This is a genomic window from Pseudarthrobacter sp. As-47, from assembly GCF_058215595.1.
Map to the genome: position 1 here is coordinate 4438723 of NZ_CM177088.1, position 19421 is coordinate 4458143.

Annotated in this window: 19 protein-coding genes; 8 read left to right on the top strand and 11 right to left on the bottom strand. The window is 64.3% G+C overall.

Features of this window, described 5'->3' with window-relative positions; all coding sequences use genetic code 11:
- Nucleotides 1-58: 58 nt before the first annotated feature.
- On the top strand, nt 59-604 hold the full coding sequence (locus AC4BCK_RS20570) for a CGNR zinc finger domain-containing protein (RefSeq protein WP_104186797.1): 546 nt from the start codon (nt 59-61) through the stop codon (nt 602-604).
- Here AC4BCK_RS20570 and AC4BCK_RS20575 read toward each other — a convergent pair.
- From AC4BCK_RS20575 to AC4BCK_RS20585, 3 genes are all read right to left on the bottom strand, one after another.
- Nucleotides 601-957: a hypothetical protein gene (locus tag AC4BCK_RS20575; RefSeq protein ID WP_174177806.1), complete on the bottom strand. Its 357-nt coding sequence runs from the start codon at nt 955-957 to the stop codon at nt 601-603. The genes AC4BCK_RS20570 and AC4BCK_RS20575 overlap by 4 nt on opposite strands.
- Nucleotides 958-1061: 104 nt before the next feature.
- A complete protein-coding gene (locus AC4BCK_RS20580) occupies nt 1062-1652 on the bottom strand; it encodes a hypothetical protein (RefSeq protein WP_490566421.1) in 591 nt (196 codons plus the stop codon).
- Between the two features lie 55 nt (nt 1653-1707).
- Entirely contained in the window at nt 1708-3060 is a 1353-nt protein-coding gene (locus tag AC4BCK_RS20585) for an MATE family efflux transporter (RefSeq protein ID WP_174177810.1), read from the bottom strand.
- Nucleotides 3061-3167: 107 nt separating this feature from the next.
- Between AC4BCK_RS20585 and AC4BCK_RS20590 the strand changes: the two genes are divergently transcribed.
- Complete coding sequence (locus tag AC4BCK_RS20590; protein ID WP_251424472.1) at nt 3168-3602, top strand: DoxX family protein; 435 nt, start codon at nt 3168-3170, stop codon at nt 3600-3602.
- Between the two features lie 201 nt (nt 3603-3803).
- Nucleotides 3804-4775, top strand: coding sequence for an acyl-CoA thioesterase (locus AC4BCK_RS20595; protein WP_490566422.1), 972 nt, complete (start codon nt 3804-3806; stop codon nt 4773-4775).
- A gap of 27 nt (nt 4776-4802) precedes the next feature.
- On the opposite strand, the gene dnaB is transcribed toward AC4BCK_RS20595, so the two are convergent.
- A complete protein-coding gene (gene dnaB / locus AC4BCK_RS20600; RefSeq protein WP_066272593.1) occupies nt 4803-6185 on the bottom strand; it encodes a replicative DNA helicase in 1383 nt (460 codons plus the stop codon).
- Nucleotides 6186-6846: 661 nt separating this feature from the next.
- Here dnaB and AC4BCK_RS20605 point away from each other — a divergent pair.
- Entirely contained in the window at nt 6847-7122 is a 276-nt protein-coding gene (locus tag AC4BCK_RS20605) for a hypothetical protein (protein ID WP_066272598.1), read from the top strand.
- A 3-nt stretch (nt 7123-7125) separates the two neighbouring features.
- A complete protein-coding gene (locus AC4BCK_RS20610) occupies nt 7126-7695 on the top strand; it encodes a hypothetical protein (RefSeq protein ID WP_174177817.1) in 570 nt (189 codons plus the stop codon).
- Nucleotides 7696-7732: 37 nt separating this feature from the next.
- On the opposite strand, the gene AC4BCK_RS20615 is transcribed toward AC4BCK_RS20610, so the two are convergent.
- The 7 genes from AC4BCK_RS20615 to AC4BCK_RS20645 form a co-directional block, all read right to left on the bottom strand.
- Nucleotides 7733-8359 carry an FMN reductase gene (locus AC4BCK_RS20615; RefSeq protein ID WP_490566939.1) on the bottom strand — a complete coding sequence of 209 codons (627 nt, stop codon included), beginning with the start codon at nt 8357-8359 and terminating at the stop codon, nt 7733-7735.
- Nucleotides 8360-8443: 84 nt separating this feature from the next.
- Nucleotides 8444-9301, bottom strand: coding sequence for a PhzF family phenazine biosynthesis protein (locus tag AC4BCK_RS20620; RefSeq protein WP_400640779.1), 858 nt, complete (start codon nt 9299-9301; stop codon nt 8444-8446).
- A 72-nt stretch (nt 9302-9373) separates the two neighbouring features.
- Nucleotides 9374-9826, bottom strand: a complete 453-nt coding sequence (gene rplI, locus AC4BCK_RS20625) for a 50S ribosomal protein L9 (protein WP_104186774.1) — start codon at nt 9824-9826, stop codon at nt 9374-9376.
- 17 nt (nt 9827-9843) lie between these two features.
- Nucleotides 9844-10083, bottom strand: a complete 240-nt coding sequence (gene rpsR, locus AC4BCK_RS20630; RefSeq protein WP_003800144.1) for a 30S ribosomal protein S18 — start codon at nt 10081-10083, stop codon at nt 9844-9846.
- A 127-nt stretch (nt 10084-10210) separates the two neighbouring features.
- Nucleotides 10211-10801 carry a single-stranded DNA-binding protein gene (locus AC4BCK_RS20635; protein WP_066272611.1) on the bottom strand — a complete coding sequence of 197 codons (591 nt, stop codon included), beginning with the start codon at nt 10799-10801 and terminating at the stop codon, nt 10211-10213.
- Nucleotides 10802-10872: 71 nt separating this feature from the next.
- Nucleotides 10873-11178 (bottom strand): 30S ribosomal protein S6, encoded by a 306-nt coding sequence (gene rpsF / locus AC4BCK_RS20640; protein WP_050683795.1) that lies wholly within the window; start codon nt 11176-11178, stop codon nt 10873-10875.
- A 321-nt stretch (nt 11179-11499) separates the two neighbouring features.
- The gene (locus AC4BCK_RS20645) at nt 11500-12921 is read right to left on the bottom strand and encodes an amino acid permease (RefSeq protein ID WP_400640781.1); all 1422 of its coding nucleotides are present in this window, start codon (nt 12919-12921) and stop codon (nt 11500-11502) included.
- 400 nt (nt 12922-13321) lie between these two features.
- Here AC4BCK_RS20645 and AC4BCK_RS20650 point away from each other — a divergent pair, with 400 nt between their 5' ends.
- The 3 genes from AC4BCK_RS20650 (at nt 13322) to AC4BCK_RS20660 (ending at nt 19416) form a co-directional block, all read left to right on the top strand.
- Nucleotides 13322-16351 (top strand): CBM96 family carbohydrate-binding protein, encoded by a 3030-nt coding sequence (locus AC4BCK_RS20650; protein ID WP_400639691.1) that lies wholly within the window; start codon nt 13322-13324, stop codon nt 16349-16351.
- Nucleotides 16352-16618: 267 nt separating this feature from the next.
- Nucleotides 16619-18190 carry a tyrosine-protein kinase domain-containing protein gene (locus tag AC4BCK_RS20655; RefSeq protein ID WP_251424485.1) on the top strand — a complete coding sequence of 524 codons (1572 nt, stop codon included), beginning with the start codon at nt 16619-16621 and terminating at the stop codon, nt 18188-18190.
- A 92-nt stretch (nt 18191-18282) separates the two neighbouring features.
- Nucleotides 18283-19416: a glycosyltransferase gene (locus AC4BCK_RS20660; RefSeq protein WP_174178462.1), complete on the top strand. Its 1134-nt coding sequence runs from the start codon at nt 18283-18285 to the stop codon at nt 19414-19416.
- The last annotated feature ends 5 nt before the right edge of the window (nt 19417-19421 follow it).

Sequence of the window (19421 nt, forward strand, 5' to 3'; positions counted from 1 at the left end):
TCAGGAGTAAAATGGGTTATGGTCATGACAGTACGGGACGGCGCTGTAAGGAGTCAAGATGGTTTTTGCCCCTGACACTGAGGTGGCGCTGCGGACCGTGGTGAACCTGGTCAATTCAGCTGCGAACGGGAGCGAGGGCCTTGCCACCCAGGCGGACCTGGACCGGTTCCTGGCAGCCGAGGGCTTCAGCGGGTCCCGCACCCGGGACGGGGATGAGCTGGAAAGCGTCCGCCGCCTGCGCCACGAGCTTTCTGAGCTGTGGACGGCAGACGAAGATGCCGCGGTGGAGACGGTAAACCGCCTCTTGCGGGAGGCACGCGCCTTGCCCCAGCTGGTCAAGCACGACGACTGGGACTGGCACCTGCACGCCACCACGCCGGAGGCTCCGCTGGTGTACAGGATGAGCACCGAGGCCGCAATGGCCCTGGCGGACGTCATCCGCGGCAAGGAGATGGACCGGATGCGGACCTGCGAGGCGGAGGATTGTGATGCTGCCGTCCTGGACCTCAGCCGGAACAGGTCGAAGCGCTACTGCGATACCGGCAACTGCGCCAACCGCGCGCACGTCGCCGCCTACCGGGCGCGGCAGGCGGCCACCGGCTAGTGGCTGCCCCGGGTGTCCGTGCCGTCGGCCGGCGGGTCCTGCGGGCCCGGAGCTGCGCCGAAGCCGTGGGACGGCTTCCGGGCTGAACTGAGGTTCACGCCGGAGCCTTTGCCCAGATGCTCCGCATTCTCCTTGTGGCTCATGGCGAGCATCGCCGCCACCACCAGCGTGACGATGAATGCGATGCCGGCCGCAGTGAAGGCCAGGTCAAAGCGGGGGGCACGGGCGCTGCCGCCGGAAGCGAAGATGACAACGGCAAGGAAAGCGATCACGGCCCAGAACGCGGAGAACATCAGCGGGCCCCTCACCGAGGTCCGCAGCCTGCGCGGTTTTCCTGGATGCTGGTCTGCCACGGTGGTTCCTCCCTGCAGGCGGCACGCCGGCCGGCCTGGTTTAAGTGTTGCGGTGGTTTGCCCGGCAATTTTTTCTACAAGAAGTAGAACCGCGCTTTCCTAGTTTACGGGTTACCGGCGGCGCTGCGGGCATCGTGCCGGAGGGTCAGGCCTGACAGGACCCACAGGACACCCGAAATGATGGCTCCTCCGCCGGCCACTCCCAGCAGCGCGTGGGCGCCCAGCCCGATAAAGAACGGCAGGAGGGCTGCGGTGCCGAGGCCAATAATTCCTGAAGTGATCCAGTCGCGGGCCAGGACATGGCGGCCGCGGAGCGTCAGCCCGATGGCCAGCTCAAGCGCTCCAGCCAGGCCCAGGCCGACGGCAGCGACCACGCCAAACAGCAGGTCCCCATGCATCAGCACCAGGGAAAATCCCGCGCCGGCCATCACCGCACCCGCGGCCGCGAGCATCTTGCCCGGCGCGGCTCCCTGGGGCAGCCCGGCGGCGGGAACAGTACGGAGCAGCAGCACGCCGGTGGCCAGAAGGTACAGCCCTCCGGCCCATCCCATGACCTCGATGGAGGGCGCCGCCCAAAAGATGGTGAGGGCACCGAACACCAGGGCGGCCGCCGAGCGGAGCAGGACCGGCTGCCAAAGGCCGGGCCTGGCGTCGTTTCCGGAAGTGGTGCCTGCGGGTGTCCTTGGTTGCGTCACCGGTCCAGTTTAGTGGCGGCGCGCCACCGGCCGAACTTTGGGGATCCCGGGGCACTCATGCGGACCCGAGCACCATCCAGCGGTCCGACCGGGCACGCAGGCCGAGCGTCACGGCGCGGGCCGCCATGTAGCCGAGGGCAAAGGCGGCCCACAGCCAGGCCAGGCCCGCGCCGCCCCCGGCTCCCAGCAATGCAACGGCCGCAAGCATCGGCACGTAGGCGGCGAGATTCATGACGCCGGCCAGGGCAAGGTACCTGGCGTCCCCGGCACCGATCAGCACCCCGTCCAGGACGAAGACATAGCCGGCGAGGGGCTGGCCCGCGGCGAGGACCCACAGGGCGAGGGCCAGTGCCGACCTCACCTGGGGATCGGAGGTGAAGAGGGCACCGGCCCACGGGGCCGCCACCGCCAGAAGAAGTCCCGTCACTGCGCCAAAGCCAAGGCCCCAACGGACCATGGTTCCGGTGAGGAGCCGTGCCTTGCCGGCATTCGAGGCCCCCAGCTCCTTGCCGATCAGTGCCTGGGCGGCAATGGCCAGCGCATCCAGGGCAAACGCCAGGAAGGAAAATATGGTCATTGCCAGCTGGTGGGCGGCAAGGTTGACAGCGCCCTGCGAGGTAACCACAACCACCGTCGCCAGGATGGCGATCCTGAGGCTCAGGGTGCGCAGCATCAGCCAGGATCCCACGCGCGCCATGCTGCGGATGCCCCGCCAGCTGGGCAGCAGGCCCACCCCGCTGCGTACGGCATTCCGTCGGACGATGAGAAGGTAGACACCGGCCATGGCCCACTGCGCCACGCTGGTACCCACCGCCGAGCCGGTCACGGACCAGCCCAGCCCGTACACGAGCCACAGGTTCAGCACGATGTTCAGGGCGAACCCGGCAGTGGCCACCACCAGCGGCGTCCGGGTGTCCTGCAGTCCGCGGAGGAGGCCCGTGCCGGCAAAGATGAGCAGCATTGCCACCAGCCCCGGCATGGACCAGCGCAGGTAATCGACGGCGAAGGCGCGCACCTCGCCGTCCGCCCCCAGGAGTCCGACCAGCGGATCCGCTGCCAGGAAGCCGGCCACGGCGAGGACCACGCCGAGCAGCAGCGCCAGCCACACGCCGTCGCGCCCGGCCGCCAGGGCTTTCCCCAGCTGGCCGTCGCCGATGGCACGCGCCACGGCGGGAGTGGTCGAGTAGGCCAGGAAAACCATCAGGCCCACTGCGGTATGCAGCACCGCCGATGCCAATCCGACCCCGGCCAGCTGCGCCACTCCAAGGTGGCCAATGATGGCGGAATCGGCAAGCAGGAACAGGGGTTCCGCCACCAGCGCGCCGAACGCCGGAACAGCCAGCCTAAGGATGTCGCGGGCCTGCCCCTTGCGCGGCGCAGCGGTGGCGGAGGCAGGCAGGTATGGCACGCTGCCAGCCTAATCGGCCAGCCGCAGGCAGTCAGACTTGCATGACAAGGAACACATTATGACGTGAATAGTTGACTCTTCAACTATTCACGATGGACACTGGAGCCATGAATCAGTCACGACTCACCACTACCGCCATCACTGCCCTCCGGATTGTCCTGGGCTTCCTTTTTGCAGCCCACGGGTGGCAGAAGTTCAACGAATGGACCATCGCAGGAACGCAGGCCTCGTTCGCCAAGATGGGCGTTCCGGCAGCGGAAATTGCCGCACCGGCCGTTGCCGTCCTGGAGTTTGCAGGCGGCATTGCCCTGGTCCTGGGCATCCTCACCCGCGTGGTGGCCGCCCTGCTGGCCCTGAACATGCTTGGCGCCCTCTTCCTGGTGCATGCCCCGGCCGGAGTTTTTGCCGCCAACGGCGGGTATGAGCTGGTGCTTCTCCTCGCAGCTGGAGCTTTTGCCCTGGCCCTGACCGGCGCAGGCCGCGCGTCGCTGGACCGCGCCCTCTTCGGCCGGAGCAACTCAAAGCTTGCCGTCCTGGCCTGACCCACCGCCTCCGGCTCGGATCCGGAAAGGCGCGACGGCGGATGGGCACCCTGGTGCGCGTCCGCCGTCGGCCGTTAACCCGCCACCAGCCCCGCAACCGCCCCGGTCACCTGCGACCCCCGGGTGTGGCTGATGTTGCCTCAACAGCTTTGTGGGAGTCACCGACCGGTGGGTAACACCGGCCGTCAGTATGATCACAGCATGACCGAGACGCCTGCCTCCAACTCAGTGACACTCCGCTTTCTGGCCGCTCCCACGGATGTGGGCCACAGCGGCTCCGTGGATGCCGGAACTGTCCTGGAGTGGGTGGACAAGGCAGCATATGCCGCAGCCGTGGGATGGGCGAAGTCCTACTGCGTCACCGCCTACGTGGGAAACATCCACTTCGCTGATCCCGTCAACAGCGGTGACATGGTGGAGGTCGAGGCCACCATCGTCTACACCGGACGGTCGTCGATGCACATCCGAACCGTGGTTTCCTCCGGGGATCCCAAGGGCGGTCCGGCCACCATGCGAAGCCAGTGCATGGTGATTTTCGTTGCTGTGGGCGAGGACGGAAAACCGATCCCGGTACAGCAGTTCCAACCCGTCACCGCCGAGGAGATCGAACAGCGGGACCACGCCCTGGCACGCATCAAGGTGCGTGAACAGATCGTCGAAGCCATGAACCGTCAGGAATATACGGATGCGGGAACGGCCGAACGGGTGACCTTACGGTTCATGGCCGCACCCACCGACGTGAACTGGGGCGGCAAGGTCCACGGCGGGATCGTCATGAAGTGGATCGACGAGGCCGCCTACGTGTGCGCCTCCCGGTACTGCGGCATGGACACCGTGGCGGTCTTCTCAGGCGGCGTCCGGTTCTACCGTCCGCTGTTGATTGGCCACGTGGTGGAGGTGGAGGCGCGGCTCGTGTACACCGGCACCAAGGGTATGCATATTGCCGTACATGTCCGTTCAGGCGATCCCAAGAGCCGCGAGATGAACCTCACCACGTACTGCCTGACGGTGATGGTGGCGCGCGACGCGGACGGCAACTCGGTCCCCGTACGCCCCTGGGTGCCGGTCAGCGAAGAGGACAAGAGACTGCACGCCCATGCCCGCGAACTGCTGGAAATCCGGGGAACTGCACCGGGAAACCGGCTGCCCAACCACCTGCTGGCCCAAGGCTAGGCCCGGGGCACCAGGCGGAGGATGATCCTAGAAGCCCCCGCCGCCGGCGTCGGCTGCCATGTTGGCGAACCGGGAGTAGTGGCCCTGGAAGGCAACCACGATGTCCTTGGTGGGGCCGTTACGGTGCTTGGCCACAAGGATGTCAGCTTCCCCGGCGCGGGGGGATTCCTTGTCGTAGACGTCCTCACGGTGAAGCAGGATCACCATGTCGGCGTCCTGCTCGATGGAACCCGATTCGCGAAGGTCGGAGACCATGGGCCGCTTGTCCTGGCGCTGCTCAGAGCCACGGTTGAGCTGTGACAGCGCGATCACGGGGACCTGGAGCTCCTTGGCCAGGAGCTTCAGTGCACGTGAGAACTCGGAGACCTCCTGCTGGCGGGACTCGACCTTCTTGCCAGAGCTCATCAGCTGCAGGTAGTCGAGGATCACCAGTTTGAGATCGTGCTGCTGCTTCAGGCGCCGGCACTTTGCCCGGATCTCCATCAGCGACATGTTGGGGCTGTCATCGATGAAGAGCGGGGCATCATTCATCCGGCCCATGGTGGTGGCGATCTTGGACCACTGCTCGTCCTTGATGGTGCCCTTGCGAAGGTCCTGCAGCCCGATCGTGGCTTCGGCGGACAGGAGGCGCATGGCGATCTCGTTCCGGCCCATTTCGAGAGAGAACATCACTGTGGCCAGGTTGTTCTTGATGGCTGCCGAGCGGGCGAAGTCCAGCGCGAAGGTGGATTTACCCACAGCCGGGCGGGCCGCAATCACAATCATCTGGCCTGGGTGCAGGCCGTGGGTGAGCTCATCGAGTTCGTAGAAGCCCGTGGGCACGCCGGTCATGCCCTCCCCGCGGTGGCCGGAGGCTTCAATCTCGTCCACCGTGGACTCCATAACGTCCTTCAGGACGACGTAGTCCTCGGCAGTGCGGCGCTCTGCCACCGCGTACACCTCGGCCTGGGCCTGGTTCACCAGGTCCTCCACCTCGCCGTCGGAGCCGTAACCCAGCTGGACGATCTTGGTGCCGGCATTCACGAGCCGCCGGAGCACGGCCCGCTCAGCCACGATCTCGGCGTAGTAGCCGGCGTTGGCAGCGGTGGGCACGGTCTGGATCAGCTCGTGCAGGTAGGCAGGGCCGCCGATCCTGTTGATCTCTGCGCGCTTGGTGAGCTCATCGGAGACGGTCACGGCGTCCGCGGGCTCACCGCGGCCATAGAGGTCGATGATGGCCTCGTAAATGGTTTCGTGCGCCGGGCGGTAGAAGTCCTGGCCGCGAAGAATTTCCACGACGTCGGCGATGGCATCCTTGGACAGCATCATGCCGCCCAGCACGGACTGCTCGGCGGGGATGTCCTGCGGCGGCTTGCGGCTGGCTTCAGATCCGCGGGTCGTCTCTACCGGATCCAGGTGCGCGATTGACAAAGCTGCCGTCCTCCATGTGAGCCGGGGCCTTGGTGGCACCGGTGGTTAACCGTCCTGCTGGGGCGTTGCCCGAAAGCCGGGATCCGCTACCCGTCCAGGTGTACCAGCGGGGTCTGACACTTGCTGGGCATCCAGCCCTGCCGCCGCGGATTTCGAGAGTTATCCCCATATCCACAGGTTTTCCACAATGGGCTTCTTCTTTGGGCTCCAGAGGTTCTACGGCTGCTGTTGTCGGCATCCATCCGGAACCACAGGAGCCCTGAAAAACAGGTACCCCGCTACGCTAGTCCCCCGTGCCGCAGGGGCAAAGTCAACAGCCGCCAGCCCCTGTGGAAAACCTGTGCACTAAGGGCCATAGCTTGTGCACAGCCTGTGGGAAAGGCTGTGGACAGGAAAAAAGTTTTGCGGCCTCAGCGCCCCTGACCTGCGGAAACACCCCCGCTGGCATGTGGAGCAAATATTTCTTCCGGGTTATTTCATCCACAGCCCGTGGCGCGGCCAGTCAAGGAAAACCGCTCCTCCCGGGTCCGTGATGTACTTCATGCCCGGCCGCAGCCGGCAGGTGCCACCTGCGTCCCCGCGTGACGGCTCAGTGAACCGTGCAGTATGCGCAGAGGTGAATACTGCTGTGGATAAACCGGATCTGGCATAAGCTCTATACATGGGCGAACTACTGCTGGTACTGCTGCCGGCGATTGTGTTGGTGGCGCTCATTTGGGGTCTTGCCACGGCCCTCAGTCCGCGGGACACGGGCTTGTCCGATGCCGAGAAATACCAGCGTGACCTGGCCGAGCGGTCAGCGCAACACTATGCTGCCCAGGTCCAGGCCGCCACGGCGGCCCGGGCACGCCTGGAGTCCATCACGCGGCCAAGCCAAAATACCCAGGCGATGCATTCAGATCTGGCCCCTGCCAGGAAGTACACAGAACGGCGTTAGAAAATGGAATCGCTTGTGGTCCCTGTCCTCATCCTCCTGGCCGTGGCTGCCGGAGTCACGTTGGCGGCCCGCGCCATCAGCAGGCGGAAGGCCTCCGCGGGCGCCCAGCCGCAGGCACCCGCAGCCACCGCGGCCGACCTGGCCCGCACAGCGTCTGCCAAACTTTCCGAGGACGAACACCGGCGGCTCTACGCCCTGATCGCACAGGGCCAGGCCATGGCCGCCATCAAGCTGTACTACGAAGCCACCGGCGACGGACTGCGCGCCTCACGCGATGCCGTTGGAGCGCTGGCAGCGCACCCGCAACCATACCGGGGCGCGGAGGCGTCCCCTGCCGAGACTGAAGACGACGATGACGAGCCGCAGCGGTTCCCCTACCGCTACCGGGCCATTGCCAGCAAGGGTGACGTGACCCGCGAGGTCAGCAGCAACATGCTTAACGACGAAATCTATGGCCGGATCCGCACCCTCGCCCGCAACGGCGACACGGAGGCTGCCGCCTCGGCGCTCACGCGACACTCCGATATTTCCATGAAGCAGGCCCGGGAGTTCATCGAACTGCTGGACGACTAAGGCAGGCCCAACGCCTACGCCCTGGGGCGGCGGACCGTCACCCGTTTCCGGAGATGCCGGCCAGCAGCTGCTCGAAAGGGAGGGACTCCATCGGAGCGGGATTCCGGCCCGGCTGGGGCCCCTCGAGGAGCCGCGCAAACTCCCCTGCTGCCCGGTCGATGCGGTCCGAAAGTGAAGAGCCGCCGTCGTCCGTGGTGCCCCAGTCCTGCGGACCCGCAAAGACACCCGTGGCAACAATCCTGGTGCGCAGGTAGCTGAACAGCGGGCGCAGGGCGTAATCCAGGACCATCTGGTGGCGGTCCGTGCCGCCGGTAGCGCCCAGCAGAACGGCCTTTCCGTCCAGTGACTTGGGGTCAAGGACGTCGATGAAGGATTTGAACAGGCCGCTGTAGGACGCGCTGAACACCGGCGTCACCGCGATGATCCCGTCCGAGGCTTCCACGTCTGCTATCACCTCGGCCAGCCGGGGCGCGGCGTAACCAGTGACGAGATTGTTGGCGATGTCCACGGCCAGGTCGCGGAGCTCGACGACGTCCACCCGCACGCTGAGGCCGGCGCCGGTCAGGTGCCGCTCGGCTGCGGCGGCCAGCTGGTCTGCCAGCAGCCTGCTCGACGACGGTACGCCGAGTCCGGCGGAAAGGACTGTGATGCGGCGGGTCTCCATGGCATTCTCCTGTTGCTCGATCATTCCAGCATATATGCATATGCATCTACATGGTGAACAGCAGGAGGCAACGGGGTATTCCCGCTAGAGAAGCACTAACCCCCGGATGCAGGTGGTGGAGTGTCCACCCACCCAAATGCCGCCGTCGTCCGCTTTGATATGGACGCGGCCTGCGCGGCCCAGGGCTGTCCCCTGGGCCGCCACGTACTCACGCGGAGCCCTGTTGCTGCCGATCAGCCACTGCGCCGCACCCGCATTAAAACTGCCGGTGACGGGATCCTCCACCATGGCGTCGCCCGGGATGAACGTGCGGACTTCGAAGTCTGCGCCGCCATCCGCCCGCCCCGGACCGATAATCCCGATCTTGAGATTGCCCAGGGCCGCGAGGTCAGGCCTCACAGCCCTGACATGCTCCGCGGAACCCAGCAGCACACCGATCCACTCCGGGCCATTCACCAGCCACGACGCATCCACCACATCGGTTTCAGGCAGGCGGAGCCCCGCAGCGATCCGGCTCCGGATGGCCCCGTCCACCGGACCACAACGGGTCAAGGGGGGAGCTGCGAAGGCGAGTCCCCCGTCGTCGCGCTTGACGCGGACCAGCCCCGCACCGCACTCCTGGACCACGAAGTCCTCCGATTGCGGCGTTCCCCCACACTCAAGCCACGTGTGGGCAGACCCCAGCGTGGGGTGACCGGCGAAGGGGAATTCCTCACTTCCGGTAAAGATCCGCACCCGGTAGTCCGCACGCGGATCGGTGGGGGGCAACAGGAACGTGGTCTCCGCCAGGTTGGTCCAGTTGGCGAACTGCTGCATCCGCTGCGGCGTCAGCCCCTCTGCATCAGCGACGACGGCGAGCGGGTTTCCGCGGTAGGCCTCGCTGGAGAAGACGTCGACCTGGTGGAACGGGCGGCTGCGGGCTGGAATTTCGGTGCTGTTCACCGTACGAAGCTATCAAGCAAAAGACCCCCGCCGCCGGAATCCGGCAGCGGGGGTCTTTCCAGCAGTCAGGGACTACTTGCCAGCCACGACATCGAGTTCGATGACAGCGGCAACATCCTCGTGCAGACGGACGTTGGCCTGGTAGGAACCTACCGACTTGATGTGCACGGGCAGTTCAACCTTGCGCTTGTCGATGCTGCCGAGGCCAGCGGCCTCGACGGCGTCAGCGACGTCGCCCTGCTTGACGGTGCCGAACAGGCGTCCGGTTTCGCCGGCCTTGACGACGAGCTTGACCGGCTTGGAGGACAGTGCAGCAGCCTGCTTCTGAGCATCTTCCAGGGAAGCGTGCTCGCGGGCAGCGCGGGCAGCCTTGATGGACTCAACCTGCTTTTCGCCACCCTTCGACCAGGTCAGGGCGAAGTTGCGCGGCAGCAGGTAGTTACGTGCGTAACCGTCCTTGACCTCGACAACGTCGCCAGCAGCACCGAGACCGGTTACTTCGTGGGTCAGAATGAGCTTTGCCATGTTAGTTAATCCCTTCCTTAGCCGCGGCCAGCGCCGGAGTAAGGCAGCAGAGCAACTTCGCGGGCGTTCTTGATTGCCTGAGCGATCTTGCGCTGTTCCTGCACCGTGACGCCAGTGACGCGACGGGCGCGGATCTTTCCGCGGTCGGAGATGAACTTGCGCAGCAATGCTACGTCCTTGTAGTCGATGACAGTGATGTCAGCGGCCTTCAAGGGGTTGGACTTTGGTTTGGGCTTACGGAGTTCAGCCTTAGCCATCGTGGAGCTCCTATTCTAGGGAGCCCGTGGATGTTGATCCACGGGATGGTGGTGGTCCGACGGCGGCAGTCACCTCGGTGCCTGGAGGCACTTTCGGCTGTCCCGGCGTCGGGCCTTAATGGGGTGTTTAGAAGGGAGGTTCGGAATCGGGGCCGTTGCCCCAGCCGCCTGCGTTGGAGACGCCGGGCGTTGCCCAGGGGTCGTCCTGCGCAGCCTGCTGGTTGCCGCCGCCCCAGCCTCCACCGGAGTTGCCGCCCTGGTTTCCACCAGAGTTGCCGCCTCCGAAGCCGCCGCCGCTGTTGCCGCCGCCGAAGCCACCCTGGGCGCCGCTTCCGGCACCCCCAGCGCCGGAGCGCTGGGTGCGGTTGACCTTTGCATTGGCGTAGCGCAGGCTGGGGCCGATTTCGTCGACCTCAAGCTCGATAACGGTGCGCTTTTCGCCTTCTTTTGTTTCGTAGGAACGGCTCTTCAGGCGGCCGGTCACAATCACACGCATGCCCTTGGTCAGGGACTCGGCGACGTTCTCGGCTGCTTCACGCCAGACAGCGGCGCGGAGGAACAGGGTTTCCCCGTCCTTCCACTCGTTGGACTGGCGATCAAAGGTACGCGGGGTGGAAGCGATGGTGAAGTTCGCTACTGCTGAACCGGACGGTGTGAACCGCAATTCCGGATCATTGGTGAGATTACCGATGACCGTAATGGTGGTCTCGCCTGCCATCTACTGCCTCCTTGTTGATCCTGGGTGAAGGGTGCGTTCCTGCGGTAAAGAATGAAGAATCGGTGCTGAAATTACTCAGCAACAACCTTCTGCTCTTCGGGGCGGGTGATCTTGGTGCGCATGATGGTCTCGTTAAGAGACAGCTGGCGGTCAAGTTCCTTGGCGGTGTCCGGCTTGGCGGTGAAGTTCACCACGGCGTAGATACCTTCAGACTTCTTCTTGATGTCGTAAGCCAGACGGCGACGGCCCCAGATGTCAACCTTTTCGATGGTTCCACCATCGTTGGTGATGACGTTCAGGAACTTCTGAAGCGACGGCTCAACGGTACGCTCTTCGACCTCGGGGTCGATGATTACCATCAATTCGTAAGGACGCATATGTGAACCCACCTCCTTTGGGCTAAGCGGTTACGGCATTTCCGTAACAGGAGGTTCATTTGCGATGCCATGCAAGGCCCCGCCGCCGGAAGGGAGGCAGGACGCAGCACAGACTTCAATATCTTAGTGCATCTGGACCGGATAGGCGATTCGCGCTTGACTCAAGGTTATGGCCGTGCTGGCGAAGGTTGCAGCATCCACGGCTCCTATGTGGAAAACGTGCAGCCGGCATCCTTCCTGCATAAAGAAACCGCCCGCACCGGCGAGCCAGGTGCGGCTGCGGGTGCGGGCGGTTCAATGCCAGGCGGACAAGCAAAGAAATTACGACGCCGAAGTGGACTCCACTGCCGGCTCGCGGGTTGGGCGATCCCGCAGATCCCCGCCACCCGGACGCGTACCGGACTTGCGGTAGCGCCACACGCCGACGGACACCACAACAGCCGCCAGCGCCACCGACAGCAGCAGGGACTCCCGGGTGGATTCCAGGATGACCATACCGATCAGCAGTGCCACGATGCTGACGATGGAAAGCCACGTCAGGTAGGGAAAGAGCCACATCTTCAGCTCCAGATCCTTGCCTGCGGCACCCATGCGCTTGCGGAGGATCAGTTGGGAGGACGCGATGACCAGCCACACGAACAGGGCGATGGCACCTGAGGTGTTGACCAGGAAGAGGAATACCGTGTCGGGTGCAATGTAGTTCAGGCCTACCGTCACAAAACCCACCACGGTGGAGGCGAGCACGGCAGCGCCCGGGACGCCCCGCGGGGAGATTCTGGTCCAGGCGGCCGGAGCGTCTCCCCGCTTGGACAGCGAGAAGAGCATGCGGCTGGCGGTGTACAGGCCGGAGTTGAGGCAGGACAGGACGGACGTGAGGACCACGATGTCCATGATGGTGCCGGCTCCCGGGATTCCGAACAGTTCAATGACTGCAACGTAGGGGCTCTTGGCAACGCTGGCGTCATTCCAGGGCAGCAGGGTGACAACGATGGCGATGGATCCGATGTAGAAGACCAGGATGCGCCAGACGGTGGACTTGACGGCCTTCTTGACGGCGTCCACCGGGTTCTCCGATTCACCTGCGGCGATGGTGGCGATCTCCGCACCGAAGAAGGAGAAGACCACCACCAGGATGCCGGCCAGCACAGCGCCCGGTCCGTTCGGAAGGAACCCGCCGTTGTCGATCAGGTTGCTGAGCCCCGGAGCCGGGACGCCGGGGACGAACCCCAGGATGGCGGCGGCGCCGAACAGCAGGAAAAGCACGATTGCGGCGACCTTGATGGAAGCGAACCAGAACTCGAATTCACCGTAGGACTTAACGGATCCAAGGTTGGTCAGCGTCAGCAGGACCATCAGGATGAGCGCCCAGATCCACTGGTCGATCCCGGGTACCCAGCGGTGCATAATGGCCGCGCCGGCCGTTGCTTCGATGCCCAGCACGATGATCCAGAACCAGGCGTACAGCCATCCGATGCTGAAGCCGGCCCAGCGGCCCAGCGCTTTGTCGGCGTAGGTGGAAAACGAGCCCGTCTCCGGGTTGGCCGCGGCCATTTCACCGAGCATGCGCATCACCAGGATCACCACGACGCCGGCGGCCATGTAGGCGAGCAGGATCCCCGGTCCCGCCTGCTGGATGGCGGCGCCGGAGCCGACAAACAGGCCGGCGCCAATGACGCCCGCAATCGCGATCATGGACAGGTGCCGCGGCTTAAGCGACTTGGCTAATTGCTGGTCAGCGGGCATGGGAGCGCCGTCCTTCGTGGGTGTGCAGATGGTATTGGCAGGCAGGGGCTTGCCGGCGAGATTGAGGACCGCTCCGCTCAGTGGGGCCGGTCACACCTTTCTCTCACTGTAAATGGCGCGGAGAAGTGGATGCGCTGTGCATCGGCACAGCCTTGGGCCACCCAATTTTGGCCATGGCCCAAGTGCGAGTACCCACAGGAATCAGAAGAAGCCCTCCAGACAACAAGGAAACACGAAGGAAATAGTCCCCAGCCCCGTATCCCCTAGTGACTTTCCGCACGGTTTCCCCCATTGCCCCCGGCAAATTTGGAGGTCTACATTGGCTTCCACCCGCACTCAAGCGGGACGCCAGAGCAGCGGTACGCCGTCGAGGACTACCTGCGCCACCAAGGACCTGAATATGCACACAGCAATAGTTCGCCATCCCGTTCCGCAAGCCCTGGCCTTGGCCGTTGCCCTTGTCCTGGGCCTTATGGCGGCTGGCGGCACAGCCCAGGCGGCAGAGAATTACGGCTACCAGAGCATCAGTTACTCGGGGGTGGCCAACACGCCGACCTCCGACAAGCCGCAGAGCAAGCTGTGGTGGAACGACGGATCCTGGTGGGCCGATATGTGGACCACGGGAACCGGCTGGCAAATCTACCGGCTCGACAGGGCAACCAAGACGTGGGTGAGCACCGGGGTTACCAACGACACCAGGAGCAGCACGCTGTCCGACACGTTGTGGGACGGCAACAAACTGTACATCGCCTCCCATGTGGCAACCATCTCCGGGGACTCCGGCTCAAAGGCGTCACTCACAGGGCAGCCTGCCAAGCTGTACCGATACAGCTACGCTGCCGGCAAATACACGCTGGACTCCGGTTTTCCCAGCAACATCAATAACAACAGCAGCGAATCCATGACCATCGACAAGGACACTACAGGTGCTGTGTGGGCCACATGGACGCAGGTGTCGGGGAGCTCAACTTCCGGGTTCACCAGCAGCGTTTATGTCAATTCGTTGAACCCTGGCACAACAACCTGGGGGACACCGTTTGTCCTGCCGGTCGCCGATCCGAACCCGGCTCCGGATGACATTTCGGCCATCGTCGCCTTTGGAAACAACAAGATCGGTGTGATGTGGAGCGATGCTCCCGCTGGAACCGTGTACTGGGCCACCCGCACGGATGGAACCTCTCCTTCCGCAGCATCATCATGGAAGGTGCAGCCCGCGGTACAGGGCAAAGGCCAGGCCGACGATCATTTGAATATCAAGGCACTCCTGGCTGACTCGGCAGGACGTGTGTACGCGGCGGTGAAGACGAGCCTGGATTCTTCGACTGACAAGACGCTTCCGCAATTGCAGCTGTTGGTCTTCCGGCCGGGAACCGGCTCCTTCACGCGATCCACCATCGCCACTCTTGCCGATTGCGTGACCCGTCCCCAGATCCTGCTGGATACAACCAACAACGTGGTGCGGGCCTTCCACACTGCACCATCCACGTCGGTTTCGGGATGCGCATACTCAGGAGTCCCCGGCAGTATCTACGAGAAGACTGCATCCATGGACAATCCCGTTTTTGGCAGCGGCCGCGGCACCCCCGTGATTCAGGACGGGGCATCTGCGAACATCAACGACGTCACCACCACCAAGCAGGGCGTCAACGCCACCACAGGCGTCGTCGTGATGGCGAGCAACAAAGCCACCCAGCGCTACTGGTTCTCGGACCGGTCGCTTGGAACGGCCCCTCCGCCGGGTGATACGACGGCTCCGGTGGTGTCTGGCACGTCCCCGGCAGATGGTGCTACCGGCGTGGCGGTGTCCACAAACGTGACTGCCACGTTCTCCGAAGCGATGAACGCATCAACCATTACCTCGAGCACGTTCACCCTCAAGACAGGGACGACGACGGTGACGGCCGCGGTGAGCTACAACAGCACAGGCAACACCGCAACGCTGAACCCAGGCGCGGACCTGGCAGCCGACACCACCTACACGGCAACCATCAAGGGCGGCTCCACCGGGGCGAAGGATGCCGCCGGCAACGCGCTGGCCTCAGACAAGACCTGGACCTTCACCACAGCCGCCGCCGGCGGTGGCGGCGGCACACCGGAAACCGTCACCCTCACCGCCACGGCGGACAGCTGGGTCGCGGGCGGAGCGGCAGCAACGAACTACGGCACCAGTACCTCGCTGAGCGTAGACAACAGCCCGGTGGAGGTCACCTACCTGAAATTCGACCTCTCAGCCTACGCGGGCCGGACCGTGGAGAGCGCAACACTGCAACTGCGCAGCGCCGGCAGCGGGTCCATAGGCAAACAGAACATCAAACTCGTCACCGATGACAGCTGGACCGAAGGCGGAATCACCTACAACAACCGCCCCGCGCCCGGCACCAGCATCGGCACGCTCGGCCCCACAGCAGCCAACAGCAACTACAGCGTTCCACTCACTGCCGGCGCCCTGGCCAGCGACCTCGGCCAACAACTCTCCCTCGCCCTGGACTCCACCAGCACCGACGGCCTGGACCTCAACTCCAAGGAAGCCGGCAGCACCACCGCACCCAAACTCGTCCTCACCCTGTCCGGGAGCGGCAGTGGTGGCGGTGGTGGCGGTGATACGACGGCTCCGGTGGTGTCGGGCACGTCCCCGGCAGATGGTGCTACCGGCGTGGCGGTGTCCACAAACGTGACTGCCACGTTCTCCGAAGCGATGAACGCATCAACCATTACCTCGAGCACGTTCACCCTCAAGACAGGGACGACGACGGTGACGGCCGCGGTGAGCTACAACAGCACAGGCAACACCGCAACGCTGAACCCAGGCGCGGACCTGGCAGCCGACACCACCTACACGGCAACCATCAAGGGCGGCTCCACCGGGGCGAAGGATGCCGCCGGCAACGCGCTGGCCTCAGACAAGACCTGGACCTTCACCACGGCCACCGCCGGCGGCGGGGGCGGCACACCGGAAACCGTCACCCTCACCGCCACGGCGGACAGCTGGGTCGCGGGCGGAGCGGCAGCAACGAACTACGGCACGAGTACCTCGCTGAGCGTAGACAACAGCCCGGTGGAGGTCACCTACCTGAAATTCGACCTCTCAGCCTACGCGGGCCGGACCGTGGAGAGCGCAACACTGCAACTGCGCAGCGCCGGCAGCGGGTCCATAGGCAAACAGAACATCAAACTCGTCACCGATGACAGCTGGACCGAAGGCGGAATCACCTACAACAACCGCCCCGCGCCCGGCACCAGCATCGGCACGCTCGGCCCCACAGCAGCCAACAGCAACTACAGCGTCCCGCTCACCGCCAACGCCCTGACCGGCGACCTCGGCCAACAACTCTCCCTCGCCCTGGACTCCACCAGCACCGACGGCCTGGACCTCACCTCCAAGGAAGCCGGCAGCACCACCGCACCCAAACTCGTCCTCACCCTGAGCTAGGCCAGGGTGAGGCGGCCCGGCTGCAGGTAACCGCAATTTCCACATTCTTACCCCCGGGCAGCCACAAGCCCCCTGTTTTATCGGACCGCGGCATCCGGCCCCGTACTAGCTTTGCAACACGCCAAAGCGGCACAGAGACACAGGAAACCCGCCGGAAAAGGGGCAATCATGGCAGAAGAAAAGGTCTTTCGAATCGACCCGGCCGCACCAGGCCCTTCCGTCGCACCTGCCCATTCAGCACGTCAACCTGCAGGAGGGATCGGATCCTTGAGTAATCAGGATATTAGCGGCAGCGACGTACCAGCCGCCGGAATGGGACTGAGGGACTACGCCCGCGTCGCGAGGACGTACTGGAAGCACATTGCGGTTGTGACCCTGATCGTCACCCTGCTGGCCACGGCGTGGAGCACGTTTCGCCCCCGCATCTATGCCGCCGAAGCCAGCGCAGTTGTTATTGCGGTGGGAACCGACAACGTCAGCAGCCTGCTGGCCGGCGACACCCTGGCCAAAGCAAGGGCAAAGAACTACAAGTCATTGGCTGAATCCCGGCTCGTGGCGGACAACGTGCGCCTCTCCACTGGCCTGAACATGTCCAGCGACGCCCTGCTGGGTGCCATCTCTGTTACCGTTCCCCGCGACACAGCCGAAGTCCGGATCACTGCCGAGTCTCCGGATCCGACGATTGCCCAACGAGTTGCAGATGCGTGGATCATCGAACTGAGCAAGCAGGTCCAGGAAAGGGAGAAGGCCGCCACAGCTGCGTCAGGCCAGCCCCTCGAAGCAGTCACGCCGCCGCTCTCCCTTGTACCGCTGGATCCAGCGGCCTTGCCAACCACACCCGTCTCTCCCGGCGTCGCAATGACAGCTGTGTACGGGGCAGCATTGGGCCTCCTTCTGGCCTACGCTTCCGCACTCCTTCGCGACCGCCTCGACCGCCGCCTGCATTCCGCGGCTGAAGTGGAACACCTCTTCTCCGTACCGGTCATAGGCGCCCTGCCGGTCGACCTCCGGCTGACGGGGGAGAACAAGGTCCTGGGAGGCGTCCCAGCCGCTCCCACACCCGGTTCACGGGCACAGAGCCCTGCTTTCGCCGAGGCGCTCCGGGAACTCCGCACCAACCTGACTTTCCTTGACGTGGACAACCCGCCCCGGATCATCGTCGTCACGAGCTCGGTGAGCGGGGAAGGCAAGTCAACTATTGCAGCCAACCTGGCCTCCGCGATGTCGGCCGGAGGGGAACAGGTCATCGTTGTCGACGGCGACCTGCGGCACCCCAGCATGGCCAAGATCTTTGACGTAATTCCCGGAATAGGCATTACCGACGTCCTTACCGGAAAAGCAGAGGTAGATGACGTTCTCCAGCAACGGAGCGATCTGCCCAACCTGTCGATTTTGGGCTCCGGCCGGATCCCGCCCAATCCCACCGAGCTCCTCGGCTCACATGCCATGAAACAGCTGATCGAATCCCTGTCCGAAAAAGGCATCGTGATCATTGACGCTCCGCCGCTGCTGCCGGTGACTGATGCCGTGCTCCTTGCCAGGATCGCGGACGGCGCCATTGTGGTTGTAAAGGCTGGCCGGACAACCAAGGATCAGCTGACAAAGTCGCTGGGGAACATCCGGAAGGTGCATGGAGCCGTACTTGGAACCCTTCTGAACTGCGTGCCCGCAAAGGAGTTTGACGGCTACTCGTACTACACCTCGGATCCTGATTCCGCGGACAGCGACCCGTCCGGGGACGACGCGGACGACTCACCTGTAGTGATTGAGCCCGAAAGCCCCCCTGCGTTCCGTGGTTCCAGCAGGGAACAGACTTCGCGGAGCGTCACGTCCTACTAGGCACCATCCACCGCCTGCAGCTGCCCCGTGCGCCCTATCCGAGCCAACCCGGTCACGCGCGCACGGGCCGACACACTCATCTAGGAGAACCCATGTCCAAGTCTGTCGTCGTCATCGGGACACGCGGCTACCCAAGTTACTATGGCGGCTTTGAGACTGCAGTCCGGCGCCTGGCACCATTCCTCGCCGATGCCGGCTGGGACGTCAACGTCTACTGCCGGGCAGGCCAAACCAAGGACGACGACGAGGCACGCGACCCCCGCATCCGAACCACCAGGACAGTGGGGCTTGAGAGCAAGTCGCTGAGCACCCTCTCCTTCGGGCTGTCTTCGGTCCTCCACGCCCTGTGGCACAAGCCCCAGGTGGCACTCGTCATGAACGTTGCCAACGGCTTTTTCCTGCCGCTGCTGAAGCTTCGCGGGATACCAACCGTGGTGAACGTGGACGGAATCGAGTGGGAACGCGCCAAGTGGAACCGCTTCGCCAAGTTCGTCTTCCGGCTGGGCGCCCGGCTGACGGCCCGTTACGGCACCATCCTGATCAGCGACTCCCTGGAGATCCAGCGCCGCTGGAAGCGGGACTTCGGGCGCAAGAGCGTCTTCATTCCTTACGGCGCCAACCTCGCCAGCCCCAGCGAGGTTGTTCCTGGCCTCGAACCGGAATCCTATGTGCTCATGGTGGCCCGGTTTGTTCCCGAGAACACGGTGTCTGAGTTTTTCCAGGCAGCTGAACGCCTGGCGGAGCAACATCCTGTGGTGATCGTGGGATCCAGCGGATATGGCGGGCCGCTGGATGAGGCCGCCCAGCGGCTGGGTGAACATCCCAACGTCCAGTGGCTCGGCCACGTCAGTGATGACAAGAAGCTCCTCTCACTCTGGCATCATGCCGGAGCGTATTTCCACGGCCACAGCGTAGGCGGGACCAATCCAGCCCTGGTCCAGGCGATGGCCTGCGGAGCACCGGTCGTTGCCCGGCAGACGCCATACAACGCCGAGGTCCTGCGGGCGGATGAGCACCTGGTGGCACCGGATCCGCTTGCCATCGAGAGCGCATTGCGGCGCATGCTGACTGACCACGATCTGCGGGCGAAGGCCCGGGCAGCAAACCAGGCCCGCGCAGCCACCCATTATGACTGGGACGATGTGTGCCGGAGATATGAACTGACACTCCAGGAAGCGGTCCTGGGGGAGAAAGCGGCCAAGATCGGCAGCGAGGTGCGTCAATGACCTTT

What these genes read in the sequence shown, in the direction of transcription:
- AC4BCK_RS20570 (WP_104186797.1), top strand. Translation starts at nt 59, where the DNA reads ATGGTTTTTGCCCCTGACACTGAGGTGGCGCTGCGGACCGTGGTGAAC.
- AC4BCK_RS20590 (WP_251424472.1), top strand. Translation starts at nt 3,168, where the DNA reads ATGAATCAGTCACGACTCACCACTACCGCCATCACTGCCCTCCGGATT.
- AC4BCK_RS20595 (WP_490566422.1), top strand. Translation starts at nt 3,804, where the DNA reads ATGACCGAGACGCCTGCCTCCAACTCAGTGACACTCCGCTTTCTGGCC.
- AC4BCK_RS20605 (WP_066272598.1), top strand. Translation starts at nt 6,847, where the DNA reads ATGGGCGAACTACTGCTGGTACTGCTGCCGGCGATTGTGTTGGTGGCG.
- AC4BCK_RS20610 (WP_174177817.1), top strand. Translation starts at nt 7,126, where the DNA reads ATGGAATCGCTTGTGGTCCCTGTCCTCATCCTCCTGGCCGTGGCTGCC.
- AC4BCK_RS20615 (WP_490566939.1), bottom strand. Translation starts at nt 8,359, where the DNA reads ATGGAGACCCGCCGCATCACAGTCCTTTCCGCCGGACTCGGCGTACCG.
- rplI (WP_104186774.1), bottom strand. Translation starts at nt 9,826, where the DNA reads ATGGCAAAGCTCATTCTGACCCACGAAGTAACCGGTCTCGGTGCTGCT.
- rpsR (WP_003800144.1), bottom strand. Translation starts at nt 10,083, where the DNA reads ATGGCTAAGGCTGAACTCCGTAAGCCCAAACCAAAGTCCAACCCCTTG.
- AC4BCK_RS20635 (WP_066272611.1), bottom strand. Translation starts at nt 10,801, where the DNA reads ATGGCAGGCGAGACCACCATTACGGTCATCGGTAATCTCACCAATGAT.
- rpsF (WP_050683795.1), bottom strand. Translation starts at nt 11,178, where the DNA reads ATGCGTCCTTACGAATTGATGGTAATCATCGACCCCGAGGTCGAAGAG.
- AC4BCK_RS20645 (WP_400640781.1), bottom strand. Translation starts at nt 12,921, where the DNA reads ATGCCCGCTGACCAGCAATTAGCCAAGTCGCTTAAGCCGCGGCACCTG.
- AC4BCK_RS20650 (WP_400639691.1), top strand. Translation starts at nt 13,322, where the DNA reads ATGCACACAGCAATAGTTCGCCATCCCGTTCCGCAAGCCCTGGCCTTG.
- AC4BCK_RS20660 (WP_174178462.1), top strand. Translation starts at nt 18,283, where the DNA reads ATGTCCAAGTCTGTCGTCGTCATCGGGACACGCGGCTACCCAAGTTAC.